The organism is Mycobacterium sp., assembly GCF_035499775.1.
Taxonomy (GTDB): Bacteria; Actinomycetota; Actinomycetes; order Mycobacteriales; family Mycobacteriaceae; genus Mycobacterium.
In genome coordinates, this window is sequence record NZ_DATJYB010000045.1 from 19005 (window position 1) to 38331 (window position 19327).

Annotated in this window: 20 protein-coding genes; 9 read left to right on the top strand and 11 right to left on the bottom strand. The window is 67.3% G+C overall.

The window, feature by feature from the left end; translation table 11 throughout:
- Positions 1–13 precede the first annotated feature (13 nt).
- Positions 14–1132: an MBL fold metallo-hydrolase gene (locus VML93_RS02780; RefSeq protein ID WP_325607449.1), complete on the bottom strand. Its 1119-nt coding sequence runs from the start codon at positions 1130–1132 to the stop codon at positions 14–16.
- A 5-nt stretch (positions 1133–1137) separates the two neighbouring features.
- Positions 1138–1869, bottom strand: a complete 732-nt coding sequence (locus tag VML93_RS02785) for an enoyl-CoA hydratase (RefSeq protein ID WP_325607451.1) — start codon at positions 1867–1869, stop codon at positions 1138–1140.
- 156 nt (positions 1870–2025) lie between these two features.
- On the opposite strand from VML93_RS02785, the gene VML93_RS02790 reads away from it, so the two are divergent.
- Positions 2026–3510 (top strand): carboxyl transferase domain-containing protein, encoded by a 1485-nt coding sequence (locus VML93_RS02790; protein ID WP_325607453.1) that lies wholly within the window; start codon positions 2026–2028, stop codon positions 3508–3510.
- Here the strand turns inward: VML93_RS02790 and VML93_RS02795 are convergent.
- Positions 3477–4052: a TetR/AcrR family transcriptional regulator gene (locus VML93_RS02795; protein ID WP_325607455.1), complete on the bottom strand. Its 576-nt coding sequence runs from the start codon at positions 4050–4052 to the stop codon at positions 3477–3479. The genes VML93_RS02790 and VML93_RS02795 overlap by 34 nt on opposite strands.
- A 103-nt stretch (positions 4053–4155) precedes the next feature.
- Here VML93_RS02795 and VML93_RS02800 point away from each other — a divergent pair, with 103 nt between their 5' ends.
- Positions 4156–5310: an FAD-dependent oxidoreductase gene (locus tag VML93_RS02800; protein ID WP_325607457.1), complete on the top strand. Its 1155-nt coding sequence runs from the start codon at positions 4156–4158 to the stop codon at positions 5308–5310.
- On the opposite strand, the gene VML93_RS02805 is transcribed toward VML93_RS02800, so the two are convergent.
- Positions 5287–7044 (bottom strand): ABC transporter ATP-binding protein, encoded by a 1758-nt coding sequence (locus tag VML93_RS02805; RefSeq protein WP_325607459.1) that lies wholly within the window; start codon positions 7042–7044, stop codon positions 5287–5289. The genes VML93_RS02800 and VML93_RS02805 overlap by 24 nt on opposite strands.
- Positions 7041–8834 carry an ABC transporter ATP-binding protein gene (locus tag VML93_RS02810; RefSeq protein WP_325607461.1) on the bottom strand — a complete coding sequence of 598 codons (1794 nt, stop codon included), beginning with the start codon at positions 8832–8834 and terminating at the stop codon, positions 7041–7043. The genes VML93_RS02805 and VML93_RS02810 overlap by 4 nt, the downstream gene beginning before the upstream one ends.
- Positions 8835–9172: 338 nt before the next feature.
- Between VML93_RS02810 and prrA the strand changes: the two genes are divergently transcribed.
- Entirely contained in the window at positions 9173–9892 is a 720-nt protein-coding gene (gene prrA / locus VML93_RS02815; RefSeq protein ID WP_325607463.1) for a two-component system response regulator PrrA, read from the top strand.
- A gap of 19 nt (positions 9893–9911) precedes the next feature.
- Positions 9912–11252, top strand: a complete 1341-nt coding sequence (locus VML93_RS02820) for a HAMP domain-containing sensor histidine kinase (protein WP_325607483.1) — start codon at positions 9912–9914, stop codon at positions 11250–11252.
- 214 nt (positions 11253–11466) lie between these two features.
- Here VML93_RS02820 and VML93_RS02825 read toward each other — a convergent pair whose 3' ends face one another.
- The 3 genes from VML93_RS02825 to VML93_RS02835 are packed head-to-tail and all read right to left on the bottom strand — an operon-like array spanning position 11467 to position 12679.
- Positions 11467–12021, bottom strand: a complete 555-nt coding sequence (locus VML93_RS02825) for a hypothetical protein (protein WP_325607465.1) — start codon at positions 12019–12021, stop codon at positions 11467–11469.
- Positions 12021–12140, bottom strand: coding sequence for a hypothetical protein (locus tag VML93_RS02830; RefSeq protein WP_414686267.1), 120 nt, complete (start codon positions 12138–12140; stop codon positions 12021–12023). The genes VML93_RS02825 and VML93_RS02830 overlap by 1 nt, the downstream gene beginning before the upstream one ends.
- Positions 12128–12679: a BON domain-containing protein gene (locus VML93_RS02835; protein ID WP_325607467.1), complete on the bottom strand. Its 552-nt coding sequence runs from the start codon at positions 12677–12679 to the stop codon at positions 12128–12130. Before VML93_RS02835 ends, VML93_RS02830 begins: the two co-directional genes overlap by 13 nt.
- Before the next feature lie 177 nt (positions 12680–12856).
- Here VML93_RS02835 and VML93_RS02840 point away from each other — a divergent pair, with 177 nt between their 5' ends.
- The 3 genes from VML93_RS02840 to VML93_RS02850 are packed head-to-tail and all read left to right on the top strand — an operon-like array spanning position 12857 to position 15459.
- The gene (locus VML93_RS02840; RefSeq protein ID WP_325607469.1) at positions 12857–13120 is read left to right on the top strand and encodes a DUF2630 family protein; all 264 of its coding nucleotides are present in this window, start codon (positions 12857–12859) and stop codon (positions 13118–13120) included.
- 2 nt (positions 13121–13122) lie between these two features.
- Positions 13123–14694, top strand: a complete 1572-nt coding sequence (locus tag VML93_RS02845; protein ID WP_325607471.1) for an NAD(P)/FAD-dependent oxidoreductase — start codon at positions 13123–13125, stop codon at positions 14692–14694.
- Positions 14695–14751: 57 nt separating this feature from the next.
- Complete coding sequence (locus VML93_RS02850) at positions 14752–15459, top strand: sensor domain-containing protein (RefSeq protein WP_325607473.1); 708 nt, start codon at positions 14752–14754, stop codon at positions 15457–15459.
- 13 nt (positions 15460–15472) lie between these two features.
- Here the strand turns inward: VML93_RS02850 and VML93_RS02855 are convergent, their stop codons facing one another.
- Together VML93_RS02855 and VML93_RS02860 are read right to left on the bottom strand one after the other, a co-directional pair.
- Positions 15473–16768 carry a citrate synthase gene (locus VML93_RS02855; protein WP_325607475.1) on the bottom strand — a complete coding sequence of 432 codons (1296 nt, stop codon included), beginning with the start codon at positions 16766–16768 and terminating at the stop codon, positions 15473–15475.
- A gap of 74 nt (positions 16769–16842) precedes the next feature.
- Entirely contained in the window at positions 16843–17271 is a 429-nt protein-coding gene (locus VML93_RS02860; RefSeq protein WP_325607485.1) for a hypothetical protein, read from the bottom strand.
- 245 nt (positions 17272–17516) lie between these two features.
- On the opposite strand from VML93_RS02860, the gene VML93_RS02865 reads away from it, so the two are divergent.
- Positions 17517–17666, top strand: a complete 150-nt coding sequence (locus VML93_RS02865; protein ID WP_325607477.1) for a hypothetical protein — start codon at positions 17517–17519, stop codon at positions 17664–17666.
- A gap of 38 nt (positions 17667–17704) precedes the next feature.
- On the opposite strand, the gene pdxH is transcribed toward VML93_RS02865, so the two are convergent.
- Positions 17705–18364, bottom strand: coding sequence for a pyridoxamine 5'-phosphate oxidase (pdxH, locus tag VML93_RS02870; protein ID WP_325607479.1), 660 nt, complete (start codon positions 18362–18364; stop codon positions 17705–17707).
- A 72-nt stretch (positions 18365–18436) separates the two neighbouring features.
- On the opposite strand from pdxH, the gene VML93_RS02875 reads away from it, so the two are divergent.
- On the top strand, positions 18437–19327 hold an 891-nt coding region (locus tag VML93_RS02875), incomplete at its 3' end, for a citrate synthase 2 (RefSeq protein ID WP_325607481.1).

Sequence of the window (19327 nt, forward strand, 5' to 3'; positions counted from 1 at the left end):
GCTGGGGCTCGCGCTACAAGCGCCACCACGGGTGGAACCGCAGCGGCCCGGCCGGATCGATTCGCTGGCCGGGCGTGGGCACCGCCACCTCGACGCCCTCTGGCTCAGCCGCTTTGAGCAGCCGCTCGACCGGCTCCGCCCACGGGTGGGGTGCCAGCCGGAAGGTGCCCCAGTGCACCGGCACCAACAGCCCCGAGCCCGAGTCGGTGACATCCAGATGCGCCCGGACGGCTTCCTCGGGGTTCATGTGGATGTCCGGCCACGCCGTGTTGTAGGCCCCGATGGGCAGCAGCGTCAGGTCGAACGGTCCGTGGTCGGCACCGATATTCGTGAAGCTCTTGGTGTAACCGGTGTCGCCGCCGAAGTACGCGCGGTGGTTCGGACCGATAAACGCCCATGACGCCCACAGCGTGGTGTTGCGGGTGAATGACCGCCCCGAGAAATGGCGGGCCGGCATGCAGACCACGGTGAGCTCGTCGACCCGTGCGCTCTGGTTCCAGTCGAGTTCGACGATGCGGTGTTCGGGGATGCCCCACGCGCGCAGATGAGCACCCACGCCGAGCGGCACGAAAAACGGGGCCCGCTGCGTGCGGGCCAGCGCGATGACCGTATCGAGGTCGAGGTGGTCGTAATGGTCGTGGCTGATGACCACCGCGTCGACCGCCGGCAGCCCTTCCAACTGCACCGGCGGCGGGTGCAGCCGCCGCGGGCCGACGATGTCCGACGGTGAGCATCGGTCACTCCATACCGGATCGGTGAGCACGCGGTAACCATCGATTTCCACCAGCGCCGTCGAGTGACCGAACCAGCTGACGGCGAGCGGGCCGGCAGCACCGCGATAGATCTGCGGCGAGGCCAACGGAATCGGCGCCGAAGGCCTGGTGGCGCTGCGCGGGCCCAACAACTCCCACACGATTTGCCGCCATTCCTCGCGGTCCATGATGTACAGCGTCGCCGGGTCGAGATTGACGAAGACGCCGTCGCTGTATTGGGGAGACCCCTCGGCCACCGCCCGGATCGACGCCGGGTGGGCGCCCCGCTCTGCCTCGGTGCCATGCAGCGCCCGCAACAGCCATCCCCCGGCGGCGAACGAGACAGTGCCAGCGGCCAACCGCAGCGCCGAGCGCACCATGACCTCTACGCCCCTTGGAATTTGGGCGGCCGCTTCTCCACCCGGGCGATCTGCGCCTCGATGACGTCCTGGCTGGCCCAGGCCCGGTCGAAGAGCTCCTTGTGCTCGGGCCACGCTTCCTCGATGGAACCGTCGTCGTTGAGCACCCGCTTGGCGTGCTGTATCGCCAGTGGCGCCAGGCCGGCGATTTCGGCCGCCCAGGCCTGCGCGTCGGCCAGCGTCCCGATCCGATTGGCCATCCCGGTGTGCAGCGCCATGTCGGAGGTCAGCTTCTCGGCGGTCAGCAGCATCGCGCGCGCCCGCCCGTGACCGACCAGCGACGACAGCCGCCGGATGCTCCAGTTGTCGAGGGCCAGGCCGTACCTCGACGTCGGAAACTGGAAGAAAGCCTCCGGCGCGACCACCCGCAGGTCACATTGCATGGCCAGCTGCAGGCCGGCGCCGATGGCCGGGCCGTTGATGGCGCCAATCACCGGTACCGGCGCCGCGTCCATCACCTTGTGCAACTCGATGAGCCGATCGGGGTAATCGGCGGCGAACGCGTCTCCGCTCAGGTCCGCCCCCGCGCAGAACACCGTGCCCTGGCCAGTCAGCACAATGACCCGGGTCTCCCCGTTGCCGGCCTTCAATATGGCTTCTCGCAGTTCGTCGACGAGCTGGGAATTCAGGGCATTGCGGCGCTCGGGGCGCTGCAGCTCAATCGTCATAACCGCTTCGGCCTGGGTGATACCGATCATGGCCGCAAGGATATATAAGGCGCACCCGGCGGTGCGAATCCCATCTGCCACTCGCGTAACCGCAGCTAGCGATCACTTTCGGCAATACGACCGTCCTGCTCAGAGGCTCAAGTGACAGATGTGACAGTGCGCGCCCCGGCCCTCTAGCCTCATTGAGTGAGCCATATCACTACCGGCCAGGTGCTGGCCACCGTCCTGGACGAGGGCTCTTTCGTCAGCTGGGACCAGAGGCCGCCGGCCGTGCCGGTGTCCGAGTCCTATGCGCGCGAGCTCGCCGCCGCCCGCACCGCCACCGGCCTGGACGAGTCGGTGCAGGCCGGCGAGGGGCGGGTCTTCGGGCGCCGCGTGGCGGTCGTGGTCTGCGAGTTCGGCTTCCTAGGCGGCTCGATCGGCGTGGCAGCCGCCGAGCGCATCACCACCGCCGTGCAGCGGGCCACCGCCGAACGCCTGCCCCTGCTGGCCTCGCCGAGCTCGGGCGGCACTCGCATGCAGGAGGGCACGGTCGCATTCCTGCAGATGGTCAAGATCGCCGCGGCCGTGCAACTCCACAAACTGGCGCACCTGCCCTACCTGGTTTACCTGCGCAATCCGACCACCGGCGGGGTGTTCGCATCGTGGGGATCGCTGGGTCACGTCACCGTCGCCGAACCGGGGGCGCTGATCGGCTTCCTCGGGCCCCGGGTCTACCGGCTGCTCTACGGCGAGCCGTTCCCGGCCGGTGTCCAGACCGCGGAGAACCTGCAGCGGCACGGCGTGGTCGATGCCGTCGTGCCGCTGCAGGAACTGCGTCAGACGTTGGACCGTGCCCTGACGGTGATCGCCGACCCTCCCGACGCGCCGCCCACGCCGCAAGCACCCGAACCGGTGCCCGACGTGCCGGCCTGGGACTCGGTGCTGGCGTCACGACGGCCCGACCGACCGGGTGTCGGGCAGCTGCTGCAACACGGGGCCACCGACCGGGTGCTGCTGTCCGGCACCGGTCAGGGCGAGGCGGCGACCACCCTGCTGGCCCTGGCCCGATTCACCGGCCAGCCCGCGGTGGTGCTCGGCCAGCAACGGACGGCAGGCGGCGGGAAGGTCGGGCCCGCGTCGCTGCGCTCGGCCCGACGCGGCATGGCGCTGGCCGCCGAGCTGCGCCTGCCGCTGGTGCTGGTGATCAACACCGCCGGCCCCGCGTTGTCCGCCGAGGCCGAGCAGGGTGGGCTGGCCGGGCAGATCGCCCAATGCCTGGCCGAGCTGGTCACGCTGCACACCCCGACGGTGTCGGTGCTGCTGGGCCAGGGCAGCGGCGGACCGGCGCTGGCGATGGTGCCCGCCGACCGGGTGCTGGCCGCCTTGCACGGCTGGCTGGCGCCGCTGCCGCCCGAGGGTGCCAGCGCGATCGTCTTCCGCGACACCGACCACGCCCCCGAACTGGCTGCGGCCCAAGGCATTCGGTCAGCCGACCTGCTACGGTCCGGGATAGTCGACGCGATCGTCCCGGAGTATCCCGATGCCGCCGACGAGCCCGTCGAATTCTCCCGGCGACTGTCCGGCGCGATTGCCGCCGAGGTCCACGCGTTGCGCGAAATACCCGACGCCGAGCGCCTGGCCGCCCGACTGCAGCGCTACCGCCGCATCGGCCTGTCCGGCGACCTTTGACCGGGGTCGAGGTACCGCTGGATCGTCGGGCCCAACCATTCCACCACCTCGTCATGCGTCATCTCGACGACCGGCGGCAGCTGTAACACGAAGCGGCACAACGCCAGTCCCAGAATCTGGGTAGCGATCAGCCCGGCCCGCGCACCTGCTTCGCCGGCCGGCGCGAACGACGCGACCAGCGGCTGCAGCTGGGTTCCGAAGATCTGCCGCATCCGTTGCGCCGCTTCGGCATTGGTGGCGCTGGAGCGCAGCAGAATCACCAGCGCGTCGTCGCCCTCCCAGCGCTGCAGAAAATGCCGGACCAGCGACCGCCCCAGTTCCCCGCGGTCCGTCGTGGCGAAATCGGGAAGCTCCAAATCGAAATCGGCGGCAGCGGCGAACAGCTTGTCCTTATTGCCGTAGTAGCGCATCACCATCGCCGGATCCACCCCGGCGTCGGCCGCGATCCCCCGAATGGTCGCGCCCTGGAAGCCCGCCCTGCCGAACCGCTCCCGGGCCGCCGCCAGGATCACAGCCTTGGTCTCCACTGACGATCGTCGCATGTCAACAATTGTAGGCCAACAACTGTTGACATACACCTACGGCGCGCGCACTATTGACCTATGCCAACAAGCGTTGACTAAGACGGAAAGAGAGGGAACCACCATGAACGACACCGATGTCCTGGTTGTAGGCGCCGGACCCACCGGCCTCACCCTGGCCGCGTCCCTGCTCGCGCAGGGCATCCACACTCAAGTGGTCGACAAGCAACCGGCAGGCGCGAACACCTCGCGCGCAGCCGCGGTAAACGCCCGGACCCTCGAAGTGCTCGAAGGCATCGACGTCGCCCGGCGCCTGGTCAAGGCCGGCCTGATCGCCCCGCGCTTCACCATGCGGGAGGCTTCGAAACTTTTGATCCCGGTCGACTTCAGCACCCTGCCGACCGAGTATCCGTACACGCTGATGATCTCCCAGGCCGACACCGAACGACTGCTCGAAGAGCGCCTCAACGAACTGGGCACCAGCGAAACACGAGTGGTCCGGCCCAAGTCCCTGAGCCACCTGGATCAGGACGCAACCGGCGTCACCGCCACCTTCGACGACGGCGAAACCATCAGGGCCAGTTACGTTGTCGGAGCCGACGGCATGCACAGCACGGTGCGCGAACAGGCCGGCATCGGCTTCACCGGCGGCCAGTTCGCCGAGTCATTCGCCCTGGCCGACGTGCGCGTGACCGGCGCGGCGCCGCGCGACGAGGTGATCCTGTTCTACGCCAACGAAGGCCTCAACGTGCTGGCGCCGCTGCCCGACGACATCTTCCGCATCGTCGCCCCGGTCGCCGAGGCACCCGAAATGCCGTCGGCCGAGTTCGCCCAAAAGCTGTTGGACACCCGCGGCTTCGGGCCGGGCCGCACCACGGTCACCGAACTCCTGTGGGGATCGCGCTTCCGGATTCACCACCGTGTCGCCGACAGTTACCGGGCCGGACGGCTGCTGCTGGCCGGCGACGCCGCCCACGTGCACAGCCCCGCCGGCGGCCAGGGCATGAACCTGGGTATCACCGACGCGGTCGCGCTGGCCAACGCGCTCGCCGAAGTCCTGCACGAAGACGCACCGGCATCCGACAGCCTGGACACCTACAGCGCGGTCCAGCGCCAAAGGGCCCAGCAGGTGCTGACCCTGACCGGACGGCTGACCCGGGTCGCGACATTGCCGCGCCCGCTGCGCCCGATCCGCAACTCGGCAATGCGCCTGGCCGCCCATGTGCCCGCGACGCGACGCCAATTGGCTTGGCGGTTAAGCGGTCTCGTCTATCGGTGAGCCGCCGAGCAGCAGCACCCGGTCGGCGCCCTGGACGGCGTCCGACCGGTGCGCCATGACGATCGTGGTCCGGCCCGCCCGCACCGTGGCCAGCGCACGCCGGACCAACCGCCGGCTCGCAGAGTCCAGCGCCGACGTCGCCTCGTCCACGATGAGCACGGGCGTGTCGGCCAGGAACACCCGGGCCAGAGCGATCAGCTGACGCTGACCGGCGGACAGCCCGACGCCACCGTTGGTGACCTCGGTGCGGTACCCGTCGGGCAATGCGTCGATGAGTCGATCCGCGCCGATCGCGGCGGCCGCGGCCCTGACCTCGGCGTCGGTGGCCCCGGGCCGGCCGATGCGAATGTTGTCGGCGATCGTGGCGGAGAACAAGAAAGTCTCCCGGGTGACCAGCGCGACACTGCGACGCAGATCGGCCTGGGCGAGATCGCGAAGATCGACCCCGTCGAGGGTGACCGATCCCGAGGTCGGGTCGTAGAACCGGGCCAGCAGTCTGGCGATCGTGCTCTTGCCGGTACCGCTGGCCCCGATCAGCGCCACCGTCTGCCCGGCCGGCACGGTCAGTGACAGCCCGGAAAGGACCGGACGGCCCGGCAGGTAGCCGAAATGCACGTCGTTCAGGGCGACCGTGCCTCGCACCAAACGTCGCGACGCGGCGGCTACGAACTCGACCGCGGGCCGCCTGGTGAGCACCGCGGCCAACTTCTCCAGCGCCGACGTGGCCGCCTGGAAGGAGTTGAAGAAGTGGGTCAGCTCGTGCATCGGATCGAAGAAGGAACGCAGGTACAGCAGGAAAGCCGCAAACGTGCCGATCGTCATGTCCCCGCGCAGCACTTGGCTGCCGCCGTAGAGCAGCACCACACCGATGGTGAGGTTGCCGATGACTTTCACGCTGGGCGTGAAGACGGCGATGAGCCTGAAGGACCTCTCGTTGATAAGCCGGTACTGGTCGGCGATGTCCTCGAAGATCACCTGGTTGCGCGGCTCACGCCGGTAGGCCTGCAGCGCCTTGATCCCCGACATGGCCTCGATGAACTGCATGATGACCAACGCGGTGCTCTCCCGCACCTCGCGAAAGGTCTTGGACGATTCGGAACGGAACCATGCCCCCAGGCCCACCAAGGCGGGCAACGCCGCCAGGCACATCAGGCCCAGCTGCCAGTCGAGCAGCAGCAGGAGCACGACGATTCCCAACGGGCTGAGCAGCTGGGTCAGCAGGCAGTCGAATCCGGCCGCCAGCATGTCCTCGACCGCGTCGACGTCGTTGGTCAGCCGGCTCACCACGCGGCCGGTCGTGTAACGGTCGTGAAACGCGGTGTCGAGCCGTTGGAATTGGCGGAACACCCGGCGGCGCAGGTCCAGCATCACCCGCTGGCGGACCCGACCGGCGCGGTTCAGGTAGAACCACCTGCTGAAGCCGTGCACAGCGACGGCACCGCACAGAACGGCGACCGTAAGCAGCAAGCCCGCCGCTGGGCCACCATGCATTATCGACGGGATACCGTGGTCGATACCGCGCCGAACCAACAGCGGAACCGAAAGCGACGCCGCGTTTTCCACCACAGCGACCAACAGCAGAAAGCCGAGGCTCGGCACGTGCGGCCGTATCAGGGAGCCCAGCAACAGGCGGGCATCCCGGCCGTGGGCGACGGTCTCGTCGATGGCTGGGTTGTCCTGGCCGGAGTCCGCGCCGCCGCGAACCGGTATGGGCCGGGTGTCCAGAGCGGTCATCGCCATCCCGCCGTCGCGCCCGTCAAATATGTTGGTGTGCAATCGATATCATGTGTTGGGCTGGCGGTCATCAGGTCGCGATACCACGCCACTCGCGAGAAGAGCTCCGCGTGGGTGCCGACATGGGTGATGGTACCGCTGTCCAGCAGCGCCACCCGGTCGGCCAACAGCACGGTGGACAGGCGACGAGCCACCACAATGCTGGTGACCCCCTCGAGTACCCGGCGCAGCGCGTCGCTGTCTTCGACGACCAGCACCCTCGGTGCGGCGACGATCGCCCGGGCGAGACACAGCCGCTGGCGTTGCCCGGCGGAGAGCCGCATGCCCTGCTCGCCGATGCGGGTATCGAGCCCTAACGGCAGGTCGTAGACGAACCGGGCCGACGCGATCTCGATGGCTTCGGCCAATTCCGCGTCGGTGGCGTCCTCCCGGCCCAGCCGCAAGTTTTCGGCCACCGACATCGAGAACACCGTCGGGTCCTCGAACGCCGTGCTCACCGTCCGTCGCAGCGTGGCCAGGGGCAGCTCGCGAATGTCGTGGCCGTCGAGGAGAATCTGCCCCTCCGCGACGTCGTAGATGCGGGACAGCAGCGCGGTCAGCAGCGATTTGCCCGACCCCATGGCACCGACCAGGGCCAGCGTCTCACCGGGCTCGACGTCGAGCGTGACATGCCGCAGCAGCCACCTCGCGCCGCCCGCCGAATCGGTGACCCGGAAACCGACGTCGCGCAGCTCCAGTCGGCCCGCGGGCGCCGGGCCGGTATCCGTCCCGTCGGTGATCTCGCAAGGGGCGTCGAAGATCTCGGCGATTCGGTTTGCCGCCGTCATCGACTCCTGGGTGATCGACAGCAGGAAACCCATCGACGTGACCGGCCAGACCAGCGACAGCGTCATGGTGATGAACGCGGCCAGAGTGCCGATGGTGACGAGCCCGAGGCCCGCCGCGTACGCCCCGAAACCCAGCAGCACGATCAGCGCCAAGTTCGGGATCACCTCAAGCAGCGTCCAGAATTTCGCCGCCACCGACACCTTCGCGCAACCGATGTCGTAGAGCGTGGTGGCTTCGGCGTCGAACCGGTCGAAAACCTGCTCTTCGCGCCCGAACGCCAATACCACGCCCCGGCCCAGCGCAGACTCCTCGACATGCGTTGCGATATGGCCGGATTGGTCCTGCGCCTGGCGCGACAGCCGAGTGAAGTCGCGTTGGTAGTGCAGCACGGTCGCCACGATCGGCACGATCGACCCCAGCACGACCAGGCCCAGCGGCCAGTACATCATCATCAAACACGTTGTCACCATGATGATCTGAAGGATGTTGAGCAGCATGAACAGCGCTGCGAACGAGACCAGATCGCGAATGGTGGCCAGATCGTTCATGACTCGCGACACCAATTGCCCGGACTGCCAGCCCTGATGAAACGACATCGGCAGCATCTGCAGGCGCGTGTGCAGGTCTCGGCGGATCTCGGCTTCCACCCCCATCGTCGCGTGCGCGCCGAGCCAGCGACGGATGAACAACATCGCCGCCTCGGCGAGACCGAGAGCGATGGCCGTGATGCCGAGCACCCAGAGCCCGCGCTGATCGTGATGGCGCACCGGCCCGTCGATGACGGCCCTGGTCATGATCGGGATTCCCACGGTGACACCGAGGCTGGCAATGGCGGCCACGATCATCACGATCCAGCGTGTGCGGTGGGGACGCAGGTACGGAAGCAGCCGTCGGAGATCCGACGCCGCCCTGCGGCGTTTCGGCGCCGCCGCGATCGCCGGCGAGGAGATGACTTCAGTCACGAATTCGTCTCCCCGATCGAGTTACCTGACGATGGCGCCGAAAAACGATGGCGCCGAAAATCAGCGGGCCGCAATACCAACGGCGGACAAGACGTCGAATTTCTTGTCCGGCCACCTGATTTCGATGATGGCATGGCACCGGCCGGGGGCAGTCGCGGGTCAGCGTCGAAACCGTAACCATTTAGCGAATGGTCGCCTTCCTCCGCGAGCAGACGCAGAATCGCACAAAATCTGCGATCTTGATGCGATTCTGTGTCTGCTCGCGCCAGGCGGCCGTGGCGGCCGCCACGCGCCACAGCGGGTGGTCCTCCCACCGCGGCGGGCAACAATCCGGCAAAATGGGCGGCATGGACACTGGTGCCACCTCGCACGCCTCTCCAAGGGTGTTGGTCGTCGACGACGATTCAGACGTGCTCGCCTCGCTGGAACGGGGGCTGCGGCTGTCCGGATTCGAGGTGTCCACTGCGGTCGACGGCGCCGAGGCGTTGCGCAGCGCCACCGAGACCCGTCCCGACGCGATCGTGCTGGACATCAACATGCCCGTGCTGGACGGCGTCAGCGTCGTCACCGCACTTCGGGCCATGGACAACGACGTCCCGGTCTGCGTGCTGTCCGCGCGCAGCTCGGTCGACGACCGGGTGGCCGGCCTAGAGGCCGGAGCCGACGATTACCTGGTCAAACCGTTCGTGCTGGCCGAGCTCGTCGCGCGGGTGAAGGCGCTGCTCCGCCGCCGCGGCGCCACCGCAACCTCCTCCTCGGAAACCATCATGGTGGGCCCGCTGGAGGTGGACATCCCCGGTCGGCGGGCCCGGGTCAACGGCGTCGACGTCGATCTGACCAAGCGGGAGTTCGACCTGCTGGCGGTGCTGGCCGAACACAAGACCGCGGTGCTGTCCCGCGCGCAACTGCTGGAGCTGGTGTGGGGTTATGACTTCGCCGCCGACACCAACGTCGTCGACGTCTTCATCGGCTACCTGCGCCGCAAGCTGGAGGCCAACGGCGGCCCCAGGTTGCTACACACGGTCCGCGGTGTCGGATTCGTGCTGCGTATGCAATAAACAGATGATCGAAACTGCAATGAGTCTCTTGTCACGGATCTTTGCCCGTACGCCGTCGCTGCGCACCCGGGTGGTGGTCGCGACCGCTATCGGCGCCGCCATCCCGGTGCTCATCGTCGGGATCGTCGTCTGGGTCGGCATTACCAACGACCGCAAGGAACGCCTGGACCGCCGGCTGGACGAGGCCGCGGGGTTCGCGATCCCCTTCCTGGCGCGCAGCCTCGACGAAATCCCGCGTTCGCCCAACGACCAGGACGCCGTCATCACGGTCCGCCGCGGGGACCTGATCAAGCGGAATTCCGACGTCGAGCTGCCCAATCTGCCTGCCGGCTACGCCGACACCTACGTCCGCGGGGTGCGCTACCGGGTGCGCACGGTCGAGATCCCCGGTCCCGAACCGACATCGGTGGCCGTCGGCGCGACCTACGACGCCACTATTGCCGAGACCAACAACCTGCACCGCCGGGTGCTGCTGATCTGTGGCTTCGCCATCAGCGCGGCGGCGGTGTTCGCCTGGCTGCTGGCCATCTTCGCGGTGCGCCCGTTCAAACAGCTGGCTCAGCAGACCCGAAACATCGACGCCGGCGACGAGGCGCCGCAGGTCGAAGTGCATGGCGCCAGCGAAGCCGTCGAGATCGCCGAGGCCATGCGAGGCATGCTGCAGCGCATCTGGGACGAGCAGAACCGAACCAAGGAGGCACTGGCCTCAGCGCGCGACTTCGCTGCCGTGTCCTCCCATGAGCTGCGCACTCCGTTGACCGCGATGCGCACCAACCTCGAGGTGCTGGCCACTCTGGACCTGCCCGACGACCAGCGCAAAGAAGTGCTCAACGACGTCATCCGCACCCAGTCGCGGATCGAAGCCACCCTGAGCGCGCTGGAGCGGCTGGCCCAGGGCGAGCTGTCGACATCCGACGACCATGTGCCGGTCGACATCACCGACCTGCTCGACCGCGCCGCCCACGACGCCACCCGGATCTACCCGGACCTCGACGTATCCCTGGTACCGTCGCCGACCTGCATCATCGTGGGAATGCCGGCCGGGCTGCGGCTGACCGTCGACAACGCGATCGCCAACGCCGTCAAACACGGCGGCGCCACCCAGGTGCAGCTATCCGCGGTCAGCTCCCGCGCCGGAGTGGAGATCGCCGTCGACGACAACGGCAGCGGAGTGCCCGAACAGGAGCGCCACGTGGTGTTCGAGCGGTTCTCCCGCGGGTCGACGGCGTCGCATTCCGGGTCGGGGCTCGGCCTGGCATTAGTGGCTCAGCAAGCTCATCTGCACGGCGGGACGGCGTCGCTGGAGAACAGCCCGCTGGGTGGCGCGCGCTTGGTGCTTCGCCTTCCCGGCCCGACGTAATCACGAGCGCTTGATTCGCTTCGCGCCGTGCGCCGAACGTGTAACCACTGCGAAAAGGCGCTCGAAATCGCAACGAGTACACGCTCGGCGAAACGCCCTGACTCGCCACCAGGTCAGCCCGCGCAACTTACGTCGGAATCCGCCATGGCCCTCCCCGGGTCGATGAGTGGACGAGTGGTCCCCCGACAGTCGTGTCGCGGGGACTAAGCGGGTCTTACTTCCTTTTGCTGCTGCGCCACGGCGTGAAATGTGCTCCCGCAGCAGATTCCTCGTCCCTGAACCAAACCTGGGCGGTGGTCTCGTCGTATGTCGCGTCGTCGGGGGTGTAGTACAGCCTGGTATCGGAGCGGCCCTTCACCAGCCAGCCCGACGGCCCGCCACCGTCGGTGTCGGCGCGAGCGGAGCCCGGGCCGAACGGCGCGAACGGCGCCACGGGAATCTTCGTTGTCGGCAACTCTTTGGTGACGGGGATCTTTGTTGTCGGCAACTCCGGGGCCACAGGGATTTTCGTCGTCGGGAACTCTTTGGCGACCGGAATCCTGGTGGTAGCCGGCTCTTTAGGCACCGGAATCCTGGTCGTGGGCTGCTCTTTCGGGGCGCGGATCTTCGTCGTCGGCGGGGCCGGCTCGGTATCCGCGTCGGGAGCCAACTCACGAGCCGACTTCCTCACTGGCACTGCAGTTCTGACGGGGCGCAGCATGAGCGCAAGCGTGAACACCAATCCGGCGACGAAGGAAAGCGCGACCAGCCACCAGTGCATGTGGTTCATCACTTGGCGCCCGAGTCGTCGCCAGTGCGTTTGATCGACATGGTCACGGCCGCCCAGGCCACCGCCGAACCGGCCGCGAAAGCCAGCAGGTACCACAGCCACTGAATCACGAAAGCCATGCTGGATTCTCCTCAGCTGACCGTGATTTCGACGCAGCGCTCGCGGGCGCCGCGGCCGGCGAAGCCGATCCGTTAACCGCAATTTTGTCGACGACATTCAGACGTGACCAGATACTCGTGGCCGCCTGCTTGACGGCGTTCTGCTGGTCCGCCGATGAAGCCGTACCCGAGAGGGTAACGGTGTCACCGTCGACCGACAGGTTGAAATCCGTAATCGACTCGCTGGCTTTGAAAACCGGTCCCGCATTTGCGAAATCGAGGGCGTCGACACTGGGGTTGATATGGATCTGGTCGATGATCTTGATGCTGGGGGGCAGTGCGCCCTTGAGGGATTTCATCAGTGCTGCTTTGGCGGAATCGTCGGGAAAGTCACCGCTGAGTGTAATGTTGTTGCCGCTGCGGCTAATTGAAAGTGGCGCCAGGGACAACGACGGCACCCCGGGCTTGTTCGGCGCACCGGTGGTGGTGGACCCGGCCGCCGGGTGATCAGCCGACCCGGATCGGTCGTATACGCCGTAGCCGATCGCCGCAATCAGCAACGGAATAACCACCAGGCCGATCAGCCAGGTAAGCCCAAGCGGCCGCCGGTAGAACTTCGGGACCGAACGCGAGCCGGCTGCGCTACCAGAACTGCGCACCAAACCCACAAACCCTCCCTGAACCTCCCCGAAGCCTACCGAGTCGGCGCCAGGACACCCGTACGGCACACTGGAGCGATGACTAACGGGAGGAAACCGACCGACAGCGAGACCCTGGCGCACATTCGCGAGCTGGTCGCCGAAGAGAAAGCCCTGCGGGACAAGCTGCAGCGCGGCGACATCAGCACCACCGAGGAGCACGAGCGGCTGCGCCGGGTGGAGATCGAACTGGACCAGTGCTGGGACCTGCTGCGCCAGCGCCGGGCACTGCGCGATTTCGGTGGTGACCCACGCGAGGCGAGCGTGCGTCCGGCCGACCAGGTCGAGGGCTATTCCGGCTAGCGATGGCGCTCGACGACGACGGCCGCGAGTTCGACGTGGTCGTCATCGGCGGCGGCCATAACGGCCTGGTCGCCGCCGCTTACCTGGCCCGGGCCGGCCTGCGGGTTCGGTTACTCGAGCGGCTGGGACACACCGGCGGAGCCGCGGTGTCGGCGCAGGCCTTCGACGGCGTCGACGTCCGGGTGTCGCGCTACTCCTACCTGGTCAGCTTGTTGCCGTCACGCATCATCGACGATTTGGGCGCGCCCGTGCGGCTGGCACGGCGCCCGGTTTCGTCGTATACCCCCGACCCGGCCACTGCCGGTCGCACCGGGCTGCTCGTCGGGCCGCACTCGGACACTTTTGCCGCCATCGGCGCAGCCGATGACCGGCACGGATTCGCCGCGTTCTACCGGCGCTGCCGGCTGGTGACCGGGCGGCTCTGGCCAACGCTGCTCGAACCGCTGAGCACCCGCGAGCAGGCCCGCCGGCACGTGCTCGATGGCGGCGATCCCGAGGCGGCGGCCGCCTGGCGGGCCATGATCGACGAGCCCATCGGGCACGCCATCGCCGACGCCGTGCGCAACGACCTGGTTCGCGGCGTGATCGCCACCGATGCGCTGATCGGCACCTTCGCCCGCCTGGACGACGAGTCGCTGCGGCAGAACATCTGCTTCCTGTATCACGTGCTCGGCGGCGGCGCCGGCGACTGGGACGTCCCCGTCGGCGGCATGGGCGCGGTGACCGCGGCCCTGGCCGCGGCGGCCACCCGCTTCGGTGCCGAAATAACAACCGGCACAGACGTTTACGCTGTCACACCGGACGGCCAGGTGCGCTACCGGATGGGCGACGACGAGCACGTCGTCCGGGGCCGCTTCGTCCTGGCCGGCACCACACCGGCGGTTTTGGCCGAGTTGCTCGGCGAATCGGCACCGGCAGTGGCCCCGGGCGCGCAGGTCAAGGTGAACATGGTGCTGCGCCGACTGCCGCGCTTGCATGATGAGCGTGTCACCCCGCAACAGGCCTTCGCCGGAACGTTTCACGTCAACGAGACCTGGACTCAACTGGACGCGGCCTACTCGCAGGCTGCCGGCGGGCGGTTGCCGGATCCGTTGCCGTGCGAGGCCTACTGCCATTCGCTGACCGACCCCAGCATCCTGTCGCCCGCGTTGCGCGACGCGGGTGCTCAGACGATGACGGTATTCGGTTTGCATACCCCCCACTCGTTGAGCACGTCGCATCAGCCGTTCACCGAATCGGTGCTGGCTTCGCTGAATTCCGTTCTGGCCGAGCCGATTCAGGACCTGCTGAGGACCGACGTGCATGGCCGTCCGTGCATCGAGACGACGACCACCCTGGACTTGCAACGCACCCTGCGGATGACCGCCGGCAACATCTTCCACGGCGCGTTGTCCTGGCCGTTCGTGGACGAGGACGACCCGCTGGACACCCCGGCGCGGCAATGGGGCGTCGGCACCGCGCACGAGCGGATCATGCTGTGCGGCTCGGGTGCCCGCCGCGGCGGGGCGGTGTCGGGCATCGGCGGCCACAATGCCGCGATGGCGGTGCTCGCCACGGGGGGTTTGCGCTTTTAGGTGTGGCTATCGGCGCTGGGGGCAGTGTTGTCTTAATTGGTGCGTTGGGCGTGGTCGATGCTGCTGGTCCTGGCTGCGGCCACGGGTTGCACGGCCGTGGTCAACGGTTCGGTGCGCCCGGCGCCGGGACTTTCCCCTCGTCCGCTCACCGGCCGCAGCGTGCAGCAAGTCCTTCTCGACCCTGCCGAGTTGTCCCGCGTATTCGGGCAATCTTTTGCCGCCGACCCCAACTCCCCACCCGAGTCTGGACCCGGGGCTTTGCACGTGAACGTCTTCTCACCCCCGGAGTGCGGCGGTGTGGCCAACGTTCTGATCAAAGACAGCTATGCGGGCTCCGACGTGCGCGACGTCGCCGGTGAGAGATGGTGGAACTCCGCTCCCGACGAGCAGCACCCGCCGGTGATCAGTGTCCATGAAGCGGTGGTCGCCCTCCCCAGCGCCAGGGCCGCCGATGCCCGATTCGCCGCGTTGGCGAAGCAGTGGCGCGGCTGCAACGGCAGGTCGACGACCATCGGTGGCGACGTCAATTTCACCTTCAAAATCAGCCACGTCCAGGAAAAGGATTCCCTCGTGGCGGCCAACGTCGATGACGCCAGCACCTACATGACCGTCCCCGGTGCACGAGCCGTCGGGGTGCGGGTGAACTGCATCATCGAGGTCGAGGTCGTCTTTTTCAGCCGCCGGACGGACGACGGCGCCCGGCATACGCCGAGCGCGGCCGACGTCGCGAGGTTGATGATGGACCGGGTGAGCTCGCTGAGCTGACCCCTGGCGACCCTTACCGCCCGTCGATCAGGACGTAGTCCCGCTCCGTGTAGCCGGTGTAGATCTGGCGCGGGCGGCCGATCTTGCTGTCGCCCTCGTCGTGCATCTCCCGCCAGTGCGCGATCCAGCCGGGCAGCCGGCCCAAGGCGAACAGCACGGTGAACATCCGGGTCGGGAAGCCGAGCGCGCGGTAGATCAGGCCGGTGTAGAAGTCGACGTTGGGGTAGAGCTTGCGTTCGACGAAGTAGTCGTCGGTCAGCGCCGCTTCTTCCAGCCCCTTGGCGATGTCCAGCAGGTCGTCGTCGCCACCGAGCTTGGCCAGGATCTTGTCGGCCTGCTCCTTGACGATCCGGGCGCGCGGGTCGTAGTTCTTGTAGACGCGGTGGCCGAAGCCCATCAACTTGACGCCGGCTTCGCGGTTCTTGACTTTCCGGACGAATTCCTCGACGTCATCCCCACTTTGGCGGATCTCCTCGAGCATCTCGAGCACCGCCTGGTTGGCCCCGCCGTGGAGCGGCCCCCACAGCGCGTTGATCCCCCCGGAGATCGAGGTGAACAGGTTGGCCCGCGACGAGCCCACCAGCCGCACCGTCGACGTCGAGCAGTTCTGCTCGTGGTCGGCGTGCAGGATGAACAGCATGTCCAGTGCCCGCACCACCTCAGGGTCGGGCTCGTAAGGCTCGGCCGGGAAGCCGAACGTCATCCGCAGGAAGTTCTGCACCAGCGACAGCGAGTTGTCCGGGTAGAGGAACGGCTGGCCGACCGACTTCTTGTAGGCGTAGGCCGCGATGGTCGGTAGCTTGGCCAGCAAGCGGATCGTCGACAGCTCGACCTGTTCGGTGTCCATCGGGTCCAGCGCGTCCTGGTAGTACGCCGAGAGAGCGTTGACCACACTGGACAGCACCGGCATCGGGTGCGCGTTGCGCGGGAAGCCGTCGAAGAACCGCTTGAGGTCTTCGTGCAGCATGGTGTGCCGCTGGATCTTGTGGGTGAAATCAGCGAGCTGCTCGGCGGTCGGCAACTCGCCGTTGATCAGCAGATAGCTGACCTCGATGAAGGTCGATTTCTCGGCGAGCTGCTCAATCGGAATACCGCGATAGCGCAGGATGCCGGCGTCACCGTCGATGTAGGTGATGGCGCTCTTGCAGGCCGCGGTGTTGACGAAGCCGTTGTCGAATGTGGTGAGTCCGGTCTTGGACAGCAGATTGCCCAGCGCAATGCCGTCATTTCCTTCGGTAGCGCGGACGATCTGCAGGTCGATCTCGCCACCCGGGTATTTCAGAGTTGCGGTGTCGTCGGTGTCGGCCACGAGAACCCCTTTGCGCTCTGCTGGTATGGATGGCGCACCGAGTCGCGCTAGGTGCGTATAGGTGAAGGTAGTCGTTATCGCGGCGGTGCGTCTGCCCGGGGTGGAAACTGCTCGTGAACTGAGGTCTTCCTGACGTGCTGAGCCCGCCCGATAATCGATCGCGTGACCGATCGCGCACGCAAGCGGCTTACCAAACCGTGGCTGAAGTTGCTGATTGTGTCGTTCGTCGGGTGGATCGCCACGATGTGCCTGGACGCGTTCGTGCTCGACGATTTCCACGCGTACGGCGAGGTGCCTATCCCGGGCACCCAAACCCTGCTCTTGCCCGGGGCGCCATGAATGCCGGCGAGCACGCCGTCCAGCCGCGCGAAGGCCGTCGTCATCTCCTCGCGTTGGGTCTCCCACAGGCCCGTCGAGTTCTCGACGTCGGCCAGCAGCAACGTCACCGTTTCGGTCGGTAGGTCGCTCACGCCCAGGTCGCTCCTGTTCAACGCTGCGCTCATGTTAGCCAGCATGCTCGGGCGCGGAGTTGAAAACATCGGGGAAAGCCCGTAGGCGTCCCGTGATAGCCCCGCGCATCCGCGCGCCGAGCAGAATGCGCAAAAGGCGAAAATTGCCTGCTATGCGGCTTGCGCGCACAAGCGAGCCACCGTCGCCTCGAATCCGTAACTTCGAGTGCATCGGGTGTCGGGAACCCTCTCGGCACCGGGTGGCAAGTCGAAACACGACACCGCAAAGGAGTATCGAAATGAATCGCACCGCAGTTCGCTCCGGAATGCTGAACAAGGCAATCGCATGGCTTCGCGCCGGATACTCGCCGGGCGCACCACAGCTTGGTCACGTGGCGTTAGTCGCGCTGTGCCCTGCGCAGGTCCGCGTCTCCGGGCACCGAGCCTGACGATCGACAGCCGAGATTCGCGTCGTCGAGCGGCCGCCTCAGGGTTGTAGGCGCTCGACGCGATCGCCGACGACGCGAATCCGGTTGTGCACCCGGTTTTCTCGGCCCTGCCAGAACTCCACCACGTCGGGAGCAATCAGGTAGCCACCCCAGTTCGGCGGCACCGGGACGTGCTCGGAGTCCGCGAAGCGCGTGGTCACCTCGGCCAGCTGGTCGAGCAGGACCGCACGCGACGCGATCGGCCGCGACTGGTGCGACGCCCACGCACCCAGCTGCGAGCCGCGCGGCCGTTTGGACCAGTAGTCCTCGGTGGCTGCCGGGTCGACCCTGGTCACCGGCCCGCGAATATGCACCTGCCGCCCCAGCAGATACCAGGGGAAGGTCGCCGATGCATACGGCGTCTCGGCCAGTTCGAAACCCTTGTCCGAGTCATAGTTCGTGAAGAAAGTGATGCCCGTCTCGTCCGCGCTCTTGCACAACACCGATCGACTCACCGGCCTGCCCGAAGCGACGGTCGCCAACACAAACGCGTTGGGCTCGGCGACCCCGGCGCGCTCGGCGGCGTCAATCCACTTGCGGAACAACGCAAGCCAACCATCATCGAGCCAGTCAGCGTCCAGGTCGGGGCTGCCGTCTTTCTCGATAGACCCGTACTCCACGCGCATCCCCGCCAGGTGCTGCTCGTCTGGTCCTGCCATTGCGCCAACGCTACTCGGGGCGTGCTACCGGCCGGTAGCATCGGCCCGGAGCACGGGTGCGAGAATTTTCCCATGACTGTGGTCCCGGAAGATTTCGTCCCTGGCCTCAACGGCGTGGTGGCCTTCACCACCGAGATTGCCGAGCCCGACAAAGACGGCGGCGCGCTGCGCTATCGCGGCGTCGACATCCAGGATCTGGTGAACGAGCGAGTCACGTTCGGCGAGGTATGGGCTTTGCTGGTGGATGGCGAGTTCGGCCACGGACTGCCCCCCGCGGAGCCGTTCCCACTGCCGATCCACACCGGCGACGTGCGGGTGGATGTGCAGGCCGGCCTGGCAATGCTGGCACCCATCTGGGGATACAAGCCGCTGCTTGACATCGACGACCCTACCGCCCGCGAGCAGCTGGCCCGGGCGTCGGTGATGGCGTTGTCCTACGTCGCCCAGTCCGCGCGCGGCATCTACCAGCCGGCTGTCCCGCAGCGGATAATCGACGAATGCCCAACGGTCACAGCACGTTTCATGACCCGTTGGCAAGGGGATCCCGACCCCAAGCATATCGAGGCCATCGACGCCTACTGGGTGTCGGCCGCCGAGCACGGCATGAACGCGTCGACCTTCACCGCCCGGGTGATCGCGTCGACGGGTGCCGACGTGGCGGCGGCGCTGTCCGGCGCCATCGGGGCGATGAGCGGACCCCTGCACGGCGGGGCGCCGGCCCGCGTCCTGCCGATGCTCGAACAGGTGGAGCGCACCGGCGACGCGCGCGGCCTGGTGAAGGGGATCCTGGACCGCGGCGACAAACTCATGGGCTTCGGGCACCGGGTCTACCGCGCGGAAGACCCCCGGGCGCGCGTGCTGCGGGCGGCCTCCGAACGACTGGGCGCACCACGTCACGACGTCGCGGTCGCACTCGAGCAGGCCGCACTGGCGGAACTGCGCGAGCGCCGCCCGGACCACCCG

Excerpts from the sequence above, each read along its gene's own strand:
- VML93_RS02840 (WP_325607469.1), top strand. The coding sequence starts at position 12,857 with ATGACTAACGGGAGGAAACCGACCGACAGCGAGACCCTGGCGCACATT.
- VML93_RS02865 (WP_325607477.1), top strand. The coding sequence starts at position 17,517 with ATGAATCGCACCGCAGTTCGCTCCGGAATGCTGAACAAGGCAATCGCA.
- VML93_RS02820 (WP_325607483.1), top strand. The coding sequence starts at position 9,912 with ATGAGTCTCTTGTCACGGATCTTTGCCCGTACGCCGTCGCTGCGCACC.
- VML93_RS02800 (WP_325607457.1), top strand. The coding sequence starts at position 4,156 with ATGAACGACACCGATGTCCTGGTTGTAGGCGCCGGACCCACCGGCCTC.
- VML93_RS02795 (WP_325607455.1), bottom strand. The coding sequence starts at position 4,052 with ATGCGACGATCGTCAGTGGAGACCAAGGCTGTGATCCTGGCGGCGGCC.
- VML93_RS02830 (WP_414686267.1), bottom strand. The coding sequence starts at position 12,140 with ATGGCTTTCGTGATTCAGTGGCTGTGGTACCTGCTGGCTTTCGCGGCC.
- VML93_RS02845 (WP_325607471.1), top strand. The coding sequence starts at position 13,123 with ATGGCGCTCGACGACGACGGCCGCGAGTTCGACGTGGTCGTCATCGGC.
- VML93_RS02780 (WP_325607449.1), bottom strand. The coding sequence starts at position 1,132 with ATGGTGCGCTCGGCGCTGCGGTTGGCCGCTGGCACTGTCTCGTTCGCC.
- VML93_RS02825 (WP_325607465.1), bottom strand. The coding sequence starts at position 12,021 with ATGAACCACATGCACTGGTGGCTGGTCGCGCTTTCCTTCGTCGCCGGA.
- VML93_RS02805 (WP_325607459.1), bottom strand. The coding sequence starts at position 7,044 with ATGACCGCTCTGGACACCCGGCCCATACCGGTTCGCGGCGGCGCGGAC.
- VML93_RS02860 (WP_325607485.1), bottom strand. The coding sequence starts at position 17,271 with ATGAGCGCAGCGTTGAACAGGAGCGACCTGGGCGTGAGCGACCTACCG.
- VML93_RS02785 (WP_325607451.1), bottom strand. The coding sequence starts at position 1,869 with ATGATCGGTATCACCCAGGCCGAAGCGGTTATGACGATTGAGCTGCAG.
- VML93_RS02850 (WP_325607473.1), top strand. The coding sequence starts at position 14,752 with ATGCTGCTGGTCCTGGCTGCGGCCACGGGTTGCACGGCCGTGGTCAAC.
- prrA (WP_325607463.1), top strand. The coding sequence starts at position 9,173 with ATGGGCGGCATGGACACTGGTGCCACCTCGCACGCCTCTCCAAGGGTG.
- pdxH (WP_325607479.1), bottom strand. The coding sequence starts at position 18,364 with ATGGCAGGACCAGACGAGCAGCACCTGGCGGGGATGCGCGTGGAGTAC.